At 71.1% G+C, this 14,273-nt stretch carries 14 protein-coding genes; 4 read left to right on the top strand and 10 right to left on the bottom strand.

Features of this window, described 5'->3' with window-relative positions:
- Window positions 1-6: 6 nt before the first annotated feature.
- The 5 genes from ACFFIA_RS20885 to ACFFIA_RS20865 all read right to left on the bottom strand — a co-directional run bounded on the left by ACFFIA_RS20885 (window position 7) and on the right by ACFFIA_RS20865 (window position 6,452).
- On the bottom strand, window positions 7-966 hold the full coding sequence (locus ACFFIA_RS20885) for a VWA domain-containing protein (protein WP_377253225.1): 960 nt from the start codon (window positions 964-966) through the stop codon (window positions 7-9).
- A complete protein-coding gene (locus ACFFIA_RS20880) occupies window positions 963-1,949 on the bottom strand; it encodes a DUF58 domain-containing protein (protein ID WP_377253224.1) in 987 nt (328 codons plus the stop codon). The genes ACFFIA_RS20885 and ACFFIA_RS20880 overlap by 4 nt, the downstream gene beginning before the upstream one ends.
- A complete protein-coding gene (locus ACFFIA_RS20875) occupies window positions 1,946-2,968 on the bottom strand; it encodes an AAA family ATPase (RefSeq protein WP_377253392.1) in 1,023 nt (340 codons plus the stop codon). The genes ACFFIA_RS20880 and ACFFIA_RS20875 overlap by 4 nt, the downstream gene beginning before the upstream one ends.
- A 62-nt stretch (window positions 2,969-3,030) precedes the next feature.
- Window positions 3,031-3,228 (bottom strand): hypothetical protein, encoded by a 198-nt coding sequence (locus tag ACFFIA_RS20870; RefSeq protein WP_377253223.1) that lies wholly within the window; start codon window positions 3,226-3,228, stop codon window positions 3,031-3,033.
- Between the two features lie 152 nt (window positions 3,229-3,380).
- Window positions 3,381-6,452 carry a TIR domain-containing protein gene (locus ACFFIA_RS20865; protein ID WP_377253222.1) on the bottom strand — a complete coding sequence of 1,024 codons (3,072 nt, stop codon included), beginning with the start codon at window positions 6,450-6,452 and terminating at the stop codon, window positions 3,381-3,383.
- Window positions 6,453-6,551: 99 nt separating this feature from the next.
- Here ACFFIA_RS20865 and ACFFIA_RS20860 point away from each other — a divergent pair, with 99 nt between their 5' ends.
- Window positions 6,552-6,968 (top strand): MBL fold metallo-hydrolase, encoded by a 417-nt coding sequence (locus tag ACFFIA_RS20860; protein WP_377253391.1) that lies wholly within the window; start codon window positions 6,552-6,554, stop codon window positions 6,966-6,968.
- On the opposite strand, the gene ACFFIA_RS20855 is transcribed toward ACFFIA_RS20860, so the two are convergent.
- The 3 genes from ACFFIA_RS20855 to ACFFIA_RS20845 are packed head-to-tail and all read right to left on the bottom strand — an operon-like array spanning window position 6,896 to window position 8,696.
- Window positions 6,896-7,303, bottom strand: coding sequence for a TIGR03668 family PPOX class F420-dependent oxidoreductase (locus ACFFIA_RS20855; protein ID WP_377253221.1), 408 nt, complete (start codon window positions 7,301-7,303; stop codon window positions 6,896-6,898). The genes ACFFIA_RS20860 and ACFFIA_RS20855 overlap by 73 nt on opposite strands.
- Window positions 7,300-8,154, bottom strand: a complete 855-nt coding sequence (locus tag ACFFIA_RS20850; RefSeq protein ID WP_377253219.1) for an LLM class flavin-dependent oxidoreductase — start codon at window positions 8,152-8,154, stop codon at window positions 7,300-7,302. Before ACFFIA_RS20850 ends, ACFFIA_RS20855 begins: the two co-directional genes overlap by 4 nt.
- A gap of 17 nt (window positions 8,155-8,171) precedes the next feature.
- Window positions 8,172-8,696: a TrmH family RNA methyltransferase gene (locus tag ACFFIA_RS20845; protein WP_377253218.1), complete on the bottom strand. Its 525-nt coding sequence runs from the start codon at window positions 8,694-8,696 to the stop codon at window positions 8,172-8,174.
- A 222-nt stretch (window positions 8,697-8,918) separates the two neighbouring features.
- Between ACFFIA_RS20845 and ACFFIA_RS20840 the strand changes: the two genes are divergently transcribed.
- The gene (locus ACFFIA_RS20840; RefSeq protein ID WP_377253217.1) at window positions 8,919-9,944 is read left to right on the top strand and encodes an endonuclease/exonuclease/phosphatase family protein; all 1,026 of its coding nucleotides are present in this window, start codon (window positions 8,919-8,921) and stop codon (window positions 9,942-9,944) included.
- On the opposite strand, the gene cimA is transcribed toward ACFFIA_RS20840, so the two are convergent.
- A complete protein-coding gene (gene cimA, locus ACFFIA_RS20835) occupies window positions 9,918-11,510 on the bottom strand; it encodes a citramalate synthase (RefSeq protein ID WP_377253216.1) in 1,593 nt (530 codons plus the stop codon). The genes ACFFIA_RS20840 and cimA overlap by 27 nt on opposite strands.
- Before the next feature lie 213 nt (window positions 11,511-11,723).
- Here cimA and ACFFIA_RS20830 point away from each other — a divergent pair, with 213 nt between their 5' ends.
- Together ACFFIA_RS20830 and ACFFIA_RS20825 are read left to right on the top strand one after the other, a co-directional pair.
- A complete protein-coding gene (locus tag ACFFIA_RS20830) occupies window positions 11,724-12,188 on the top strand; it encodes a PRC-barrel domain-containing protein (protein ID WP_377253215.1) in 465 nt (154 codons plus the stop codon).
- A 115-nt stretch (window positions 12,189-12,303) separates the two neighbouring features.
- Window positions 12,304-13,029 (top strand): tyrosine-protein phosphatase, encoded by a 726-nt coding sequence (locus ACFFIA_RS20825; RefSeq protein ID WP_377253214.1) that lies wholly within the window; start codon window positions 12,304-12,306, stop codon window positions 13,027-13,029.
- Between the two features lie 72 nt (window positions 13,030-13,101).
- Here ACFFIA_RS20825 and ACFFIA_RS20820 read toward each other — a convergent pair whose 3' ends face one another.
- The gene (locus ACFFIA_RS20820) at window positions 13,102-14,199 is read right to left on the bottom strand and encodes a branched-chain amino acid aminotransferase (RefSeq protein ID WP_377253213.1); all 1,098 of its coding nucleotides are present in this window, start codon (window positions 14,197-14,199) and stop codon (window positions 13,102-13,104) included.
- Window positions 14,200-14,273: the final 74 nt, after the last annotated feature.

Below are 14,273 nucleotides of genomic sequence, written 5' to 3'. Positions count from 1 at the left end.
CCTCCACTATGGAATGCGCGAGAACCAGAACATCGAGGCGGCCGCCGCCATCAGCGCGAGTACCAGCCCGATGCCGATGAACCGGGCCGAGACGTCCTGCCGCTCCGTGGTGAATCCGACCGAGCTGCCGATGTCCTCGTACACCGCGCGCAACTCGTCCGAGGTGCCCGCCTCGTGGTACGTACCGCCGGTCTGCCGCGCCACCGTCTCGAGCGTCTCGCCGTCCACCGGCACGCTCATCAGGCGGCCTGCCCCCTCGATGGCGCCCGACGCGGTGCCGAAGGCGATCGTGTCCACCGGTATGCCGGCCGCCGTCGCCGCCTCGGACGCCTCGTCCGGCCCGCGCCCGGAGGTGTTGGCACCGTCGGAGAGCACCACGACCCGGGACGGCGGCGGCTCCTCGGCGGCCTCCGCGTCGAGCGTCTGGATCGAGCCCAGCGCCGCGAAGATCGCCTCACCGATCGCCGTACCCTGCTCGCCGGCGCTCCCCTCGGCCAGCCGGTCGATGCCGCCGTACATGGCCTGCCGGTCGGTCACCGGCGCCACGAACACCGACGCGTTGCCGGCGAAGCCGACCAGCCCGACGTTGAACTCCTCGGGCAGCCCTTCGACGAAGTCGCGCGCCGCCGCCTTGGCCGACGTCAACCGGTCCGGCGGCACGTCGGAGGCCATCATGGACAGTGACACGTCGACCGCCACGATGACGGTGGCCCGCTCGCGCGGGACGCGTACGTCGTCGCTGGGGCGGGCGAAGCCCACCACCAGCAGCCCCAGCATCGCCAGGAACAGGCTCGCCGGCAGGTGCCGCCGCCAGCCGGGACGCTTGGGCGCCACGCGGTCCAGCAGCCGCAGGTTGGTGAAGCGCACCGCGTACCGGCTGCGCCGGCGCTGGAGCACCACGTACAGCACGACTATGACTGCCACGCCGACGAGCAGCCAGAGCCGCATCGGGCTCTCAAAACTCACGCGGTACCTCCTCTCGATGGCGGCTTCGCCGCTGTCGCGAGGCGGCGCTGGGCGTACACGTGCCGCACGATGTCCGCCACCCAGTCCCGGTCGGTCCGAAGTGGAAGGTGCGCCGCCCCGGCCCGCCGCAGCGCCCGCCGCACGGTCTCCCGCTGCGCGGCGGCCGCCGCCGCGTACCGCTCGCGCAGCCGCCGGTCGCCCGTGGACACCTCGCGCCGCCGCCCACTCTCCGGGTCGACCAGCGTGATGAGGCCGACATCCGGCAGCTCCAGCTCACGCGGGTCGGCCACCTCGACGGCCAGCACCTGGTGCCGTACCGCCAGGCGCCGCAACTCCTCCTCCCAGTCCGGCCGGGCCTCGGGGTCGTCCGAGTCGGGCAGGCCGTCCAGGAAGTCCGAGACCACGACCACCAGACCCCGCCGCGGCGCCGACCGCCGCAGGCCCCCGATGGCCTCGGCCAGCGCCGGTGGCTGGGCTCCCGCACCACTACGGGGTACGGCGAGCAGCAGGCGCAGCAGCCCGAGCAGGTGCGTCCGCCCGGTACGGGCCGGGAAGCGCCGGATCGACTCGGTGCCCAGCACGTGCGCGCCGAGCCGGTTGCCTGAGCCGGCGGTCAGGAAGCCCACCGCCGCGGTCGCCGCCACCGCCAGCTCCCGCTTCTCGATCTCCGCCGTGCCGAAGTCCATGCTCGGCGTGGCGTCGGCGAGCAGCCAGGTGGTCAGCTCCCGGTCGGCGTCGACCTCGCGCACGTGCGGCACCGTCGTACGCGCGGTGACCGCCCAGTCCATGCGGCGCACCTCGTCCTCGCCCGGCCGGTACTCCCGGCTGCCGGCCAGCTCGCTGCCGGCTCCGGGGAGCAGGCCGAGGTGCTGGCCGTGCAGCAGCCCGTCGAGCCGCCGCGTGATGGTCAACTCCAGCCGCCGCAGTCGCCGTTCCGGTGCCAGCTCGTGGATCGAGGCGTACCCCTCGCGATTCCCGCTCATGCGGCCCGTTCCGCCTGATGGGGTGCGATCCGTGGCGGTGGCACCGCCTCCAGCAGCCGGCGCACGACGGAGTCCGCGGACACGCCGTCGGCGACCGCGTCGAACGACAGCACCAGCCGGTGCGACAGCACGTCGACCGCGAGGTCGGTGATGTCGGCGGGGAGTACGTAGTCCCGCCCGCGCAGCAGCGCGAGCGCCCGGGCAGCGGCCACCAGCCCGAGTGTGGCCCGAGGGCTCGCGCCGTACGCCAGCCGCGACCGCACGTCCCCCGCGCCGAACCGCTCCGGCTGCCGCGTGGAGACGACCAGCCGCACGATGTACTCGGCGAGCGCGTGGTGCACGAACACGGTCCGCGCCAGCTCCTGCAGCCCGCGCAGCCGCCCCGGGTCGAGCACGGTGCGCGGTTCCGGCCGCGTCGTGCCCATCCGGTACAGGATGCCCAGCTCCTCCTCGTCGGTCGGGTAGTCCACCACGACCTTCATCAGGAACCGGTCCCGCTGCGCCTCCGGCAGCTGGTAGACGCCCTCGGACTCGATCGGGTTCTGAGTCGCGAGGACCAGGAACGGATCGGGCACCGGGTACGACCGCCCGCCGATCGAGACCTGGCGCTCGGCCATCGCCTCCAGCAGCGCCGACTGCACCTTCGCCGGCGCCCGGTTGATCTCGTCGGCCAGCACCAGGTTGGCCATCACCGGACCCAGCTCCACGTCGAACGTCTCCTTCGACGACCGGTAGATCCTGGTGCCGACGATGTCCGACGGCACCAGGTCCGGCGTGAACTGGATCCGGCTGAAGCTCCCGCCCACCGCCGTGGCCAACGTCTGCGCCGCCAGCGTCTTGGCCACACCGGGCACGCCCTCCAGCAGGCAGTGCCCGTCCGCCAGCAAGGCCGTGAGCAGCCGCTCGACCAGCCGATCCTGCCCGACGATCACGCGCTTGACCTCGAACAACGCCTGTTCGAGCTGCATGTGCGGCGGCGCTGCCTCGATGTCGGCCAGGGTGAGCGCGTTGTCGGTCACGGAGCTGGCGCGGGTCGCTCGCTCAGCGCCGTGGTGCGTGGGCGCCGCCGGGCCACGCTCACTCACAGGTCACCCTTCGCCGGTGCGTTACCGCCGTTCTTGTCGGGGCAGTTCTCGTCCACCGCCGTGCCGCTCTCCACGATCTTGACCGTCGTGCCCGCGCCTCCCGCGTCGTCGGCGGCGTACGCCACACCTCCGGCCACCGCGACAGCGGCGGCCGCACCAGCGAAGCTCAGGCCCACGATTGTCTTGATCCGCATCGATCCTCGTTCCCTCCGTCGAACCCGCCCTGTGTCTGGCGTTCCAGACGGGCGCCCGCGTTCCGTCAGCTGGGGGCAGCACCACGGGCGCCCGCATACGCCCATGTCACCAGGAGGAGCCGAAAAACCGCCGAAGGCGAGGAGGCGCCCGCTCAGGAACCCAACAGGTCCCGTAGCTCCCTCGTCGCGGCGAGCTGAGGCGACAGCTGGTACAGGCTCAGGATCAGGTCGAACGCGCTGGTGAAGTAGGCGTCAGGGTCACGGAAGTCCGCGTGCACACGACCGTGCAGGAGCGGCGGGAGCGCGGTCTCGGGGTCGCCCTCCAGCACGATCGGGAGCACGCTGCTCTTACCCGCCTCCGCACCGATCATGCGGACGCCGATAAGGTCGCCCTCCGCCGCGACGACGAAGCCGCGCATGGGCTCGCCGTTGTCATACTTCGTCCGGTACCGGGGAGTGCCGACCACGATGACGCGATCGGCCTGATGCACGCGCTCGACGAAGCGCGGCACGCTCGCGCCGATGCGCGCGTTCTCCCACCGGTCCAGCACCACGACGATGCCGGCCTTCAGCAGGTCGTCGGCGAGATCGTGCTCGACCCAGCGCTCCTGCGCGGCGTCGCCCCACGCATAGCTGACGAAGCACTCCGGCGGGGCGATCCCCTCCTGCGTGACGTACGCCTTCAACCGGAACAGCGCCTGCTCGAACCGGGCCCGCCCGGCGGCCGTCTCCTTCTGCGTATCCAGCTCGGCGGCCTGCCGGTGGCTCAGGGCGATGGGCTCGTCGACCTTCGGCAGCGACAGCCGCTCGCCGCACCGCGCGCAGAACGCGCTGGTGAGCCCCTCCGCCAGGTGCTCTCGCACGACCGCGCGGTTGACCCGGTGCCCCTGCGCGCAGACGACCGGCTCGTAGCGGTGCACGGTCAGCTTCGGGCGGGCCAGGAAGCTCTCGAACAGGCCCTGGAACATCTTCCGTACCGGCGCGCCCAGACCCGGGTCGAAGTAGAGCACGAAGTCGAGTTCGCCCTCGCGCTCCGCCTCCAGGCGGAAGCCGCACACCTTGCCGTCGCCGACCCGGTACCGGGCCTCGTTGCGCCACTGGTTCGCGCGGGCGAACGTGCTCGCGTAGCCCAACAGGACGACCAGCGAAGCGTAGACGTTCTCCACCGCGCCGGAGACCGTGTACGCGGCGGCCTCCTCGACCCGCTGCTCGTCTTCCATCGCCGGCTTGCGCAGATTGATCAGGCCGGGAAACACCAGGTAGACCTCCGCGCTCAGCGGATCGGTCTCGCGGAAGCAGACGCTGTGGTCGAGGAACATCGCCACCGCCGAGTCCAGGAGCACCTCGCGCTCGGCTGCGGGCAACGCGTCCAGCTCCGGCAGGTGGTACTCACCGCGCAGCAGGCGCCGCTCCTCCAGCGCGCCGAGCCCTCGCTGGTTGCGCCGCGCCTCCAGCACGATCGAGGAGGCGAGGTTGTTGAGCAGCTCGGGCGAGAGCAGGATCCGCTCCTCGCCCTTGGACGTGCGCAGCCGCGACACGTACCCGTGGTTGGCGAGGTGCCCGACGGCGGTGAGCATCTCCGCGTCGGTGAACCCCTGCGCGACCCCGTCCCGCTCCAGCCGGGCACGCAGCTCCGGCACGGTCAGGATCACCCTTTCGCCGTGACCCTCCTCCTTGAGGCCGAGCACGTGGTCCTTGATGCGCTTGAACGTGTCGGTGGTGATCGTGGTCGGCCGCTCGTCCCAGGCAATGGTGGCCCGCATGTGGTGGAGGAGGTCGGTGAGGCCCTCACCGGTGAGCGCGCTGGTCGTCACGCAGACACGAGCCCCGGCCTGGGCACAGAACTGCTCGATCTCGTGCGGCGCGAGGCGGGCGGTGCCGCGGTCGGAGCGGGCCGCGACCAGGATGACCGGCCGTCCTTCGAGGTGACGCAGCCAGTACTCGACACCGTGCAACGGCACGTCGTCGCGCGTGGGGTCGAAGAGGACCAGGGCGAGGTCGGCGTGGTCCAGGAAGAGCGCGTGGGTGAGGCGGTAGTCGGGTTGGCCGGCGAGGTCCCAGAGCACCGCCTCGCACCGCGCCCCGTCCTTGCGCGTGGCACCGAGCTCGTCGACGACCCAGAACTGCTGGCCGTGCGTCGACGGATGTTCCTTGAACTCCCCGTGCGCCAGCCGGTAGCCGAGGCCGGTCTTGCCCGTGCCGGAGTCGCCGACCAGCACGATCTTCGCCGTGGTGTACGCCTCGCTCGCCCCCGGGGACGCGGCGAGCAGCAGCGCCGGATCGAAATCCCAAAGGTCTACGGCGATGTGCCCGGCACCGGTGACCTTCGCGGTGGCCAGCGGTGACACGTCCGGATGGATCGCCGCCAGGTAGCGCCAGTTTTCGTCCGGCGGATGCCGCATCACCTGGACGCACTGCCAGGTCTCCGTCGACCAGAACCGGATGGTGTCGTCGTCGCCCGCCGACACCAGCAGGCGCCCGTCCGCGGTGAACGCCGCCTGGTAGACCCGGTCGGTGTGCCCCTCGAGCGCGTGCAGAAGGGCTCCGGTGCGCAGCAGTCGCACCTCGATGACCTCACCTGCCCCACCGGCGGCGATGACACCTGCCGGATGGATGGCGAAGAATGCCACCATCCATTGGAACGTGCTGATGAGCTGGCCGTCGGCGTGCATCCGGGTCAACGCGGCCAGGGCGCTGAGCGCCACCACCGAGTCGTCGTCAGCGCCGAAGGCGACGGCTCGCACACTGTCGACCTCCGATACCTCGCTCCGGAGGACCAGCGCGTCGGCCCTGACCTCCCACAGGCGGAAGCCGTCGCGATGACCGCTCACCAGCAGAGTGCCGGTCGCGTCGAAGGCGAGCGAGGTCGGCGGAACGACGTGACGCGTGTGGAGTGGCTGACCGCTCGCCACGTCCCAGACCTGGATAACGCCATGCTCCGACCCGCCGCGTGTGCCGCCTGCCGTGACGAGCAGGCCCTCGGCACGCTTGAAGCACAGCTTGTCGACGGGCACGGCGGCAACCAACACGACGGACGCCAGAGAGGTGGCGTCGATGAGGTGGACGTGCCGGCCCGTCGCCAAGGCCAGCACGCGACCATCTGGTGACCAGGTCAGACAGGAGATCCCCGAATCGCTTGGCAGCCGCAGGGAACTCCGCTTGGTGAAGCCCTCGAACGCCGTCACGTCCGCATCCTCGCGTACCAGGGTGATCACCGTAAGCACGCGTCAGGAATCTGGCACGCGGCTAGGCTCGACATCGTGCGCTTGACCAAGTACACGCACGCCTGCGTGCGTCTTTAGGACGGCGACCGCCAGCTCGTCATCGACCCGGGCGTCTGGAGTGAGGGCGCGGCACTCGAAGGGGTATCGCACGTCCTCATCACGCACGAGCACGCCGACCACATCGACATCGACCGGCTGGCCGCGGCCCAGGTCGCCAACGCCGACCTCAAGGTGTCCGCGCACACCGCCATGACCGCCCAGTTGGAGAAGCTCGGCGACGCCGCCGTCACGGTCGCCAGCGGCGACGAGTTCGACGCCGGCGGCTTCCAGGTGCGCGTGGTGGGCGGCGCGCACGCCGAGATCTATCTTCGACCAGTGGTTCGACATGAAGGGCGACACCGCGTACTCGCGCATCGGGGTGGGCGAGAGCGTCGAGCCCTAGGCTACGCGGCGCTCCAGCCGTGCCAGGCGTGCACGGCCACCTCGATGACCGGGCCGTGCACGTCGACGGTCTGATACTGCGTGTACTTCGCGCGTAACAGAGCGACGGCGTGCTCCACCGCGGAGGATGCCTCGGTCACCATGGCCAGCCCGTCGGCGCGGGCCCACCAGAGCGCCGACCAGTCCTCGTCCCAGTGCTGCGCGAGGAGGCTCACGCGGGGATTGGCCCGGATGTTGTCGAGCCGCCGCAAGGCCGTATGCCGCTTGGGCTTCGCGTCCACCGCGGACCAGATCGTGTCACCGTCGAGAACGAACGTCACCGGCACCAGGTGCGGCGCGCCCGCACCGTCCACCGTGGCCAGTGTGGCGACCCGGGCGGCGGCGAAGCGGATGCGGGCGGCGGCGGTCACAGCACCACGTCGGCCAAGCGGTCGACCTGGTCGACCGACGGGATGGTGGGGTCGAAGACCAGCTCGGAGACGCCCACGTCGGCGTACGCCCGCACACGCTCGCGGATCGCCTCGGGCGAGCGCAGCGCCGCCTGTGCCACGCCCTCGCCACCGTCGGGCAGGAAGCTGTAGTAGCGCCGCAACGAGTCCATCGACACCGAGGGATCGCCGAGTCCGAAGTAGACGAGTGCGGCGATGCGCGGCTCCCCCTCGCGGCCGGCTTCGTGCCACGCCTGACGTACCTTCGCCACCATCGGGGCGACCGCCTCCGGCGTCGAGCCGCCCGCGGTCCAGCCCTCGCCGTACCGCGCCGTACGTCGCACCGCCGCGTCGGACGTACCGCCGATGAGCACGGGGATGCGGTTGCCAGCGGCCGGCTCCGGACCGACCGGTTGGTCGTTGCCGGTGACGCTCTCACCGGCCCACGCGCGGTGGAGCAGGTCGAGCGCCTCGTCCATGAGTCTGCCTCGGCGGTTGACCGGGCGGTCCATCGCGGCGAAGTCGTCCGGCCGGCTGCCCACGCCCAGCCCGAGCACCAGTCGCCCGCCGGAGAGGGCGTCGAGGCTGGCGGTCACCTTGGCGAGCAGCACCGGCCGGTAGACCGGCGTGACCAGCACGTCGGTGAAGAGCCGGATCCGCGACGTGGCGCCCGCGGCGACGGCGAGGGCGGTGAGCGAGTCGTACGACGGGTACACGATCCGGTCGATCGTCGCCAGCGAACTGAACCCCCGCTCCTCCGCCCGCCGCGCCCACTCGACCACATCCGGACCCTTGACGTGCAACGTGTTCGGTAGCCCGATCGCGATGTCCACGAGCCCCAAGCTACCCCTCACGCGAGGCCGGCGAGCTTGTAAAGCACAAGCGAGCCAGCGACCGCCACGTTGAGGCTCGCGCCCATGCCCACCATCGGGATCTCCACCACGTCGTCGAGCAGGTCCAGCGCCTCGGGCGGGATGCCGCTCTGCTCGTGCCCCAGCACCGCGACCGTACGCCGGCGCGCCGCCCGCAGGTCCGCCAGCCGCACCGCCTCTTCGGCCAGCTCCACACCGAGCACGTGCGTACCGCCGGCCCGCTGCTTGGCCAGCCAGCCGAGCGGGTTGCCGACCCAGTGCACGCAGGCGGGACGGCGCAGCGTGTTGCCCTTGTCGAGTGCTTCCGGTACCCACGGGAACGGCGGCACCGCCAGGCACGCGCCCACCGCGTCACAGGTGCGCAGGAGCGTGCCGAGATTGACGCCGTGCAGTGGCCACAGAGGTGCGGCGATCAGATGGTCCCAGCAGGGGTGCTCGCGGCGGCGACGGCTGGCGTGCAGCTCGCGGCGGGTGCGAAGCCGGATCGACCGGCCCGCGCTCATCGGCGGTGGGCGGACGCGCCCTTCGTCTCGAGAGTCATCCCACCACGTTACTCCAGACCATCGTCACCGCGCGGTCGAAGGTGACGACGCCGGCCCGGGCGAAGGCCCGCGGACGGTCAGGTGCTCGGTCGGGCCGCCAGTCCGCACACACCACACAGACCAAACAACAGGTTTACCCCGTTCCTTCGCAGTCTCGCCGTTTCCGGCGGCTACGGTCGTGGCATGGCGAGAGGGCTGACGGTGCTCTGCTGGTTGGTGGCCGCACCGGGCGTGCTGTGGGCTGCGGTGCGCCTGCTGGGCGTGGAGCGCGGGCCGCTCGTGCAACTGCTCGCCTTCACGCCGTACGTGGCCGGCTGGAGCCTCGTCCCCGTGGCGCTCGCCCTCGCCCTGCGGCGCTGGTGGCCGGCGGGCGTCGCGGTGGTCGCCGCGCTCGCGCTGATCGCCGTCGTGGCGCCGCGGGCGATCGGCGGCGGCGCCGGTAGGGCCGATGGCCCGACCCTCCGCGTGCTGACCGCCAACCTCCTGGCCGGCGCGGGCGACGCGCGGACGCTGGTGGGGCTGATCCGCGAGTACGACGTCGACGTGCTGGCGGTGCAGGAGTTCACCCCCGCGGCGGCCGACCGCCTCGACGCGGAAGGGCTGGCCGAGCTGATGCCGCACCGGCAGCTCAATCCCATCGTGGGCACCGCCGGCTCCGGGCTCTACTCCCGCCTCCCGCTGACCGGTGGCGGTGTGCGGCGCAACCCGGGCGGCTTCACGCAGGCGTACGCGACGCTCACCGCGCCCGGCGCGGTACCGGCCACAGTGGAGTCGGTGCATCCGGCGGCGCCGTACTCGCTGGAGATGCTCCCCGACTGGGAGCGCGACCTCGACGCGCAGCCACGCGCCACGCCCGACGGGCCGGTGCGCATCCTCGCCGGCGACTTCAACGCCACGCTCGACCACGCGCCGCTGCGCCGCCTGCTCGCCTCGGGCTACCGCGACGCGGCCGACGCTGCCGGCGCGGGGCTCACCGGCACCTGGGGGCCGTACTTGCCCAACCACCGCCATTCGTCGGACGGCGTGCCCGCCATCCGGCGAATGGCGGCCAGGATAACTGGCGACCGCATCCCGCCGGTCACCATCGACCACGTGCTGGTGGACCGCCGCGTCGGCGTACGCGACGTGTCTGTGCTGCGCCTGCCGGGCAGTGACCACCGCCCGGTGTACGCGGAGCTGGCGCTACCGCGCGGCGATGTGGGCGGGTGACAGCCCGTACGTGAGCGCGTCGACGAGCGCGTGCCAGCTCGCCTCGACCACGTTCTCGTGCACGCCCACGGTGGTCCAGTCGCGCCCGCTGCCGTCGGCCGTCTCCACGAGCACGCGGGTGATGGCGCCACTGCCGTGGCTCCCTTCGAGGATGCGCACCTTGTAGTCGGCCAGCTCGAAGTGGGCCAGCTCGGGGTAGTGCCGCCGCAGCGCGACCCGCAGCGCCTCGTCGAGCGCGTTGACCGGGCCGTTGCCCTCGGCGGTGGCGATGACGCGCTCGCCCCGTACCCGGACCTTGACGGTGGCCTCGGAGACGACCGCGCCGTCCTCGCGGTGCTCGACCTGGACGCGGTAGGACTCCAGGGCGAACGGCCGCGTGGCGCCCTCGCCCGGAAGCTCCGAACGGACGAGCAGCTCGAACGAGGCGTCCGCGGCCTCGAACGACCACCCCCGCGCCTCCAGCTCCTTGACCCGGCGGGTCACGGCCGAGAGGGCTTCCGGATGGCCGGCCAGATCCAGGCCGAGCTCGCGGCTCTTGAGCTCGATGCTGGCCCGGCCGGCCATCTCGGTCACCAGGATCCGCATGTCGTTACCCACAATGGACGGTTCGATGTGGTTGTAGAGCACCGGGTCCACTTTGATCGCGCTCGCGTGCAGCCCCGCCTTGTGGGCGAATGCGGCGGCCCCGACGTAAGCCTGGTGGGTGTCGGGGGCGATGTTGGCGATCTCGGCGATGGCGTGCGAGACGCGCACCATCTGGTCCAGGCAGCCATCCGGTAGGACGGGCAGCCCGAGCTTCAGCTGGAGGTTGGCGACCACCGCGAAGAGGTCGGCGTTTCCGGGGCGCTCGCCGTATCCGTTGGCGGTGCACTGGAAGTGCTTCACGCCCGCCTCGACGGCGGCGACGGTGTTGGCGACGGCGCAGGATGTGTCGTTCTGACAGTGGATGCCGAGGCGCTCCGGCCCCACGCCGAGGCGCTCGACCAGCTCACCGATCGCGGCGGTCACCCGCGAGGGGAGCATGCCACCGTTGGTGTCGCACATCACCACGACCTCGGCCCCGGCCTCCAGGGCGGTGGAGACGACCGAGGAGGTGTACGTGGGGTCGAAGCGGTAGCCGTCGAAGAAGTGCTCGCAGTCGAGGAAGACCCGCCGCCCCTCGGCGACGAAATGGGCCACGGTGTCGCGCACCATGGCGAGGTTCTCCGCCCCGTTCGTACGCAGCGCGCGCTCCACGTGGCGGATGTCCGACTTGGCGACGAGGCAGACGGCCGGCGTCTCGGCGTCGAGGAGGGCGCGCACCTGGGCGTCGTCCGCGACGGCGACACCGGCCTTGCGTGTCGCGCCGAACGCCACCAGCACGGCATGTTTGAGGGGCAGCTCGTTGCGGGCTCTCGCGAAGAACTCGGTGTCCTTGGGCATCGCACCTGGCCAGCCGCCCTCGATGAAGCCGACGCCGAACTCGTCGAGGAGACGCGCCACGGCGAGCTTGTCCACGACGGAGTAGCTGATCCCCTCACGCTGAGCCCCGTCACGGAGCGTGGTGTCGTACACCTGGAAGGTCATCCTGCTCTTCCTTTCTCATCCCAACAAAAAGACCCCCCGCGGTCGCGGGAGGTCTGCGCGCTCGGCGTGAGGGGTGCCGGCGCGCTAGGTGCCAATAATGAGGGCAAGGTAGGTCACGTCAACACTCTGCCACCGCGCCGGCACGTTTGGAAAGCATGGTCCACATCTCGGGAAGTTACCGTGGTCACGGTCGAGTGGATTAGGTCTGCGTCTATGGGGGTACCACGGTGCTCGGAAGGAGTGATAGCCGTGAACAGGCACGATCCCCAGACCCCGTACCAACCCCCGAACCCCAACGAGGTCGGTGGCGCGATGCCGGGTGCCGTGCCGGGCCAGCGCGCGTTCGACCCGTGGACGTATCGCGATGACTCCGGGGTGACCGGTGCGGACCTCGTCGGCTACAAGGTGGAGGCGACCGACGGCAGTATCGGCAAGATCGATCGCTGCAGTTACGAGGTCAACTCCAGCTACCTGGTGGTCGACACGGGTCCGTGGATCTTCGGCAAGAAGGTCCTGCTGCCGGCCGGTGTCGTCAACAGCGCGGACCACGACGAACGCAAGGTGTACGTGGACCGGGCCAAGGACGAGATCAAGTCCGCGCCCGAGTTCGACGAGGACACGTACACCGAGCCCGTGTACCGGGACAAGGTGGGCTCGTACTACGGCGGTCTGTACTAGATCATTTCCCTCCCTCTAGGACCGGGGCGTCTCGCGCATCGCGCGGGGCGCCCCGGTTGTCTCCTGCGTTACAAGGACGGCGCGCTTCGGCTGTTTTCTGGGTTACCGTGACGGCGTGGATCGCACGTTGCCCTTCACGACCACCTTCAACTTCCGCGACGTCGGCGGCTACCTCGGCCTCGAAGGCCGAGCGGTCCGCTGGCGCCGTCTCTTCCGCTCCGACTCGCTGCACCGCCTCGACCGCGGCGACGCCGACGCGTTCGTCGCGCTGGGCGTGCGCACCGTCATCGACCTGCGCCGCCCCCGCGAGGTCACCCGCGACGGCCGCGTCCCCGCCTACGACGGGCTCGGCTACCGCCACATCCACCCCGAGCACCAGGACTGGGACGAGATCCCCTACGAGGAGAAGATCGGGGTCGCCCGCTACCTCGCCAACCGCTACCACGACCTGGCCGAGCAGGGCTCGGTCGGCATCTCGGCCGCGGTCGGCGTGATCGCCGACGAGGCGGCCTCCCCGGTGGTCGTGCACTGCGTGGCCGGCAAGGACCGCACCGGCGTGGTGTGCGCGCTGACGCTCTCGGTGCTCGGCGTGAGCGACGAGGACATCGCCGCTGACTACGCGCTGAGCACAGCGGCGTCGGTCCGGTTCACGGAGTTTCTGAAAGGGCGCCAGGTGCCGGTGCACGAGGTCCCGCAGCCGTACTTCTCCTCCCCCGCCGAGGCCATGCTCCTGTTCCTGCGCGAGCTTCGCGAACGCCACGGCTCGGCGGAGGGCTACCTGATGGCGGCCGGCGTCAAGCCCGAGCAGCTCGACAACCTCCGCACGCACCTGCTCGGCTGACGCCGCGCCAAAGCACGCGATGTGAAAGGGCGGTGCCCACACGGGCACCGCCCTTTGCCAAGGCGCCAAGCGCTACAGGACGCGGTGGACCCAGCCGAACGGGTCGTCGGCGCGACCGCGCTGGATGGAGACGAGCTGCTCGCGCAGTGCCATCGTCACCTCGCCCGGGCCGCCGTCGCCCATCACGATCTCGCCCTCGGGCGAGCGGACGGTGCCGATCGGAGTGATCACCGCCGCGGTGCCGCAGGCGAAGACCTCGCGGAGCCGGCCGCTCGCGGCGTCGGCCCGCCAGTCGTCGAAGCTCACCGGGCGCTCCTCGACCCGGCGCCCCTCGCGCGCGGCCAGCGCCAGCACCGAGTCGCGAGTGATGCCGGGCAGAATGCTGCCGGTCAGCGGCGGGGTGGCCATGCTTCCGTCGTCGTACACGAAGAAGACGTTCATGCCGCCGAGCTCGTCGACGTACTTACGCTGCACCGCGTCGAGGAAGACCACCTGGTCGCAACCGTGCTCGATCGCCTCCGCCTGGGCGGCCAACGAGGCGGCGTAGTTGCCACCGCACTTGGCCGCGCCGGTGCCACCGGGCGCCGCCCGCGTGTACTCCTGGGAGACCCACAGCGCGACGGGCTTGACGCCGCCCGAGAAGTACGAGCCGACGGGGGACGCGATCAGGACATACAGGTATTCGAGTGCGGGCCGCACGCCGAGGAAGACCTCGCTCGCGTACATGAACGGGCGCAGGTAGAGGCTGCCGTCCTCGGTCGGCGGGATCCAGCCGCGGTCGGCCTCGATGATGTGGTGCAGCGAGTCGAGGAAGACCTGCTCGGACAGCGGGGGCATGGACATGCGCTCGGCCGAGATGTTGAAGCGCCGGGCGTTGGCGTCCGGGCGGAACAGCGTCACCCCGCCATCGGCCGCGTGGTATGCCTTCAGCCCCTCGAAGATCTCCTGGGCGTAGTGCAGCACAGCGGAGGCCGGATCCATCGGGATCGGGGCGCGCGCCTCGACCCGGGCGTCGTACCACCCCTTGCCGTCGGCGTATCGAATCGTGACCATGTGGTCGGTGAAGATGCGCCCGAAGCCCGGATTGGCCAGCAGCGCGGCGCGCTCGGCGGCCGATACCGGCTGAGGATTCGGACGGATCTCGAAGTCGAGCTTGTCACCACCGCTCATCGCGCTGGACCTCCAAAAGTATGGGTATGCAGGATACCCCGAACGCTCGTTAAAAAGGCGCCCGGGAAGGAGGG

This window comes from Phytohabitans kaempferiae (assembly GCF_042433955.1).
GTDB lineage: Bacteria > Actinomycetota > Actinomycetes > Mycobacteriales > Micromonosporaceae > Phytohabitans > Phytohabitans kaempferiae.
This window is presented reverse-complemented; position numbering and strand designations above follow the sequence as displayed.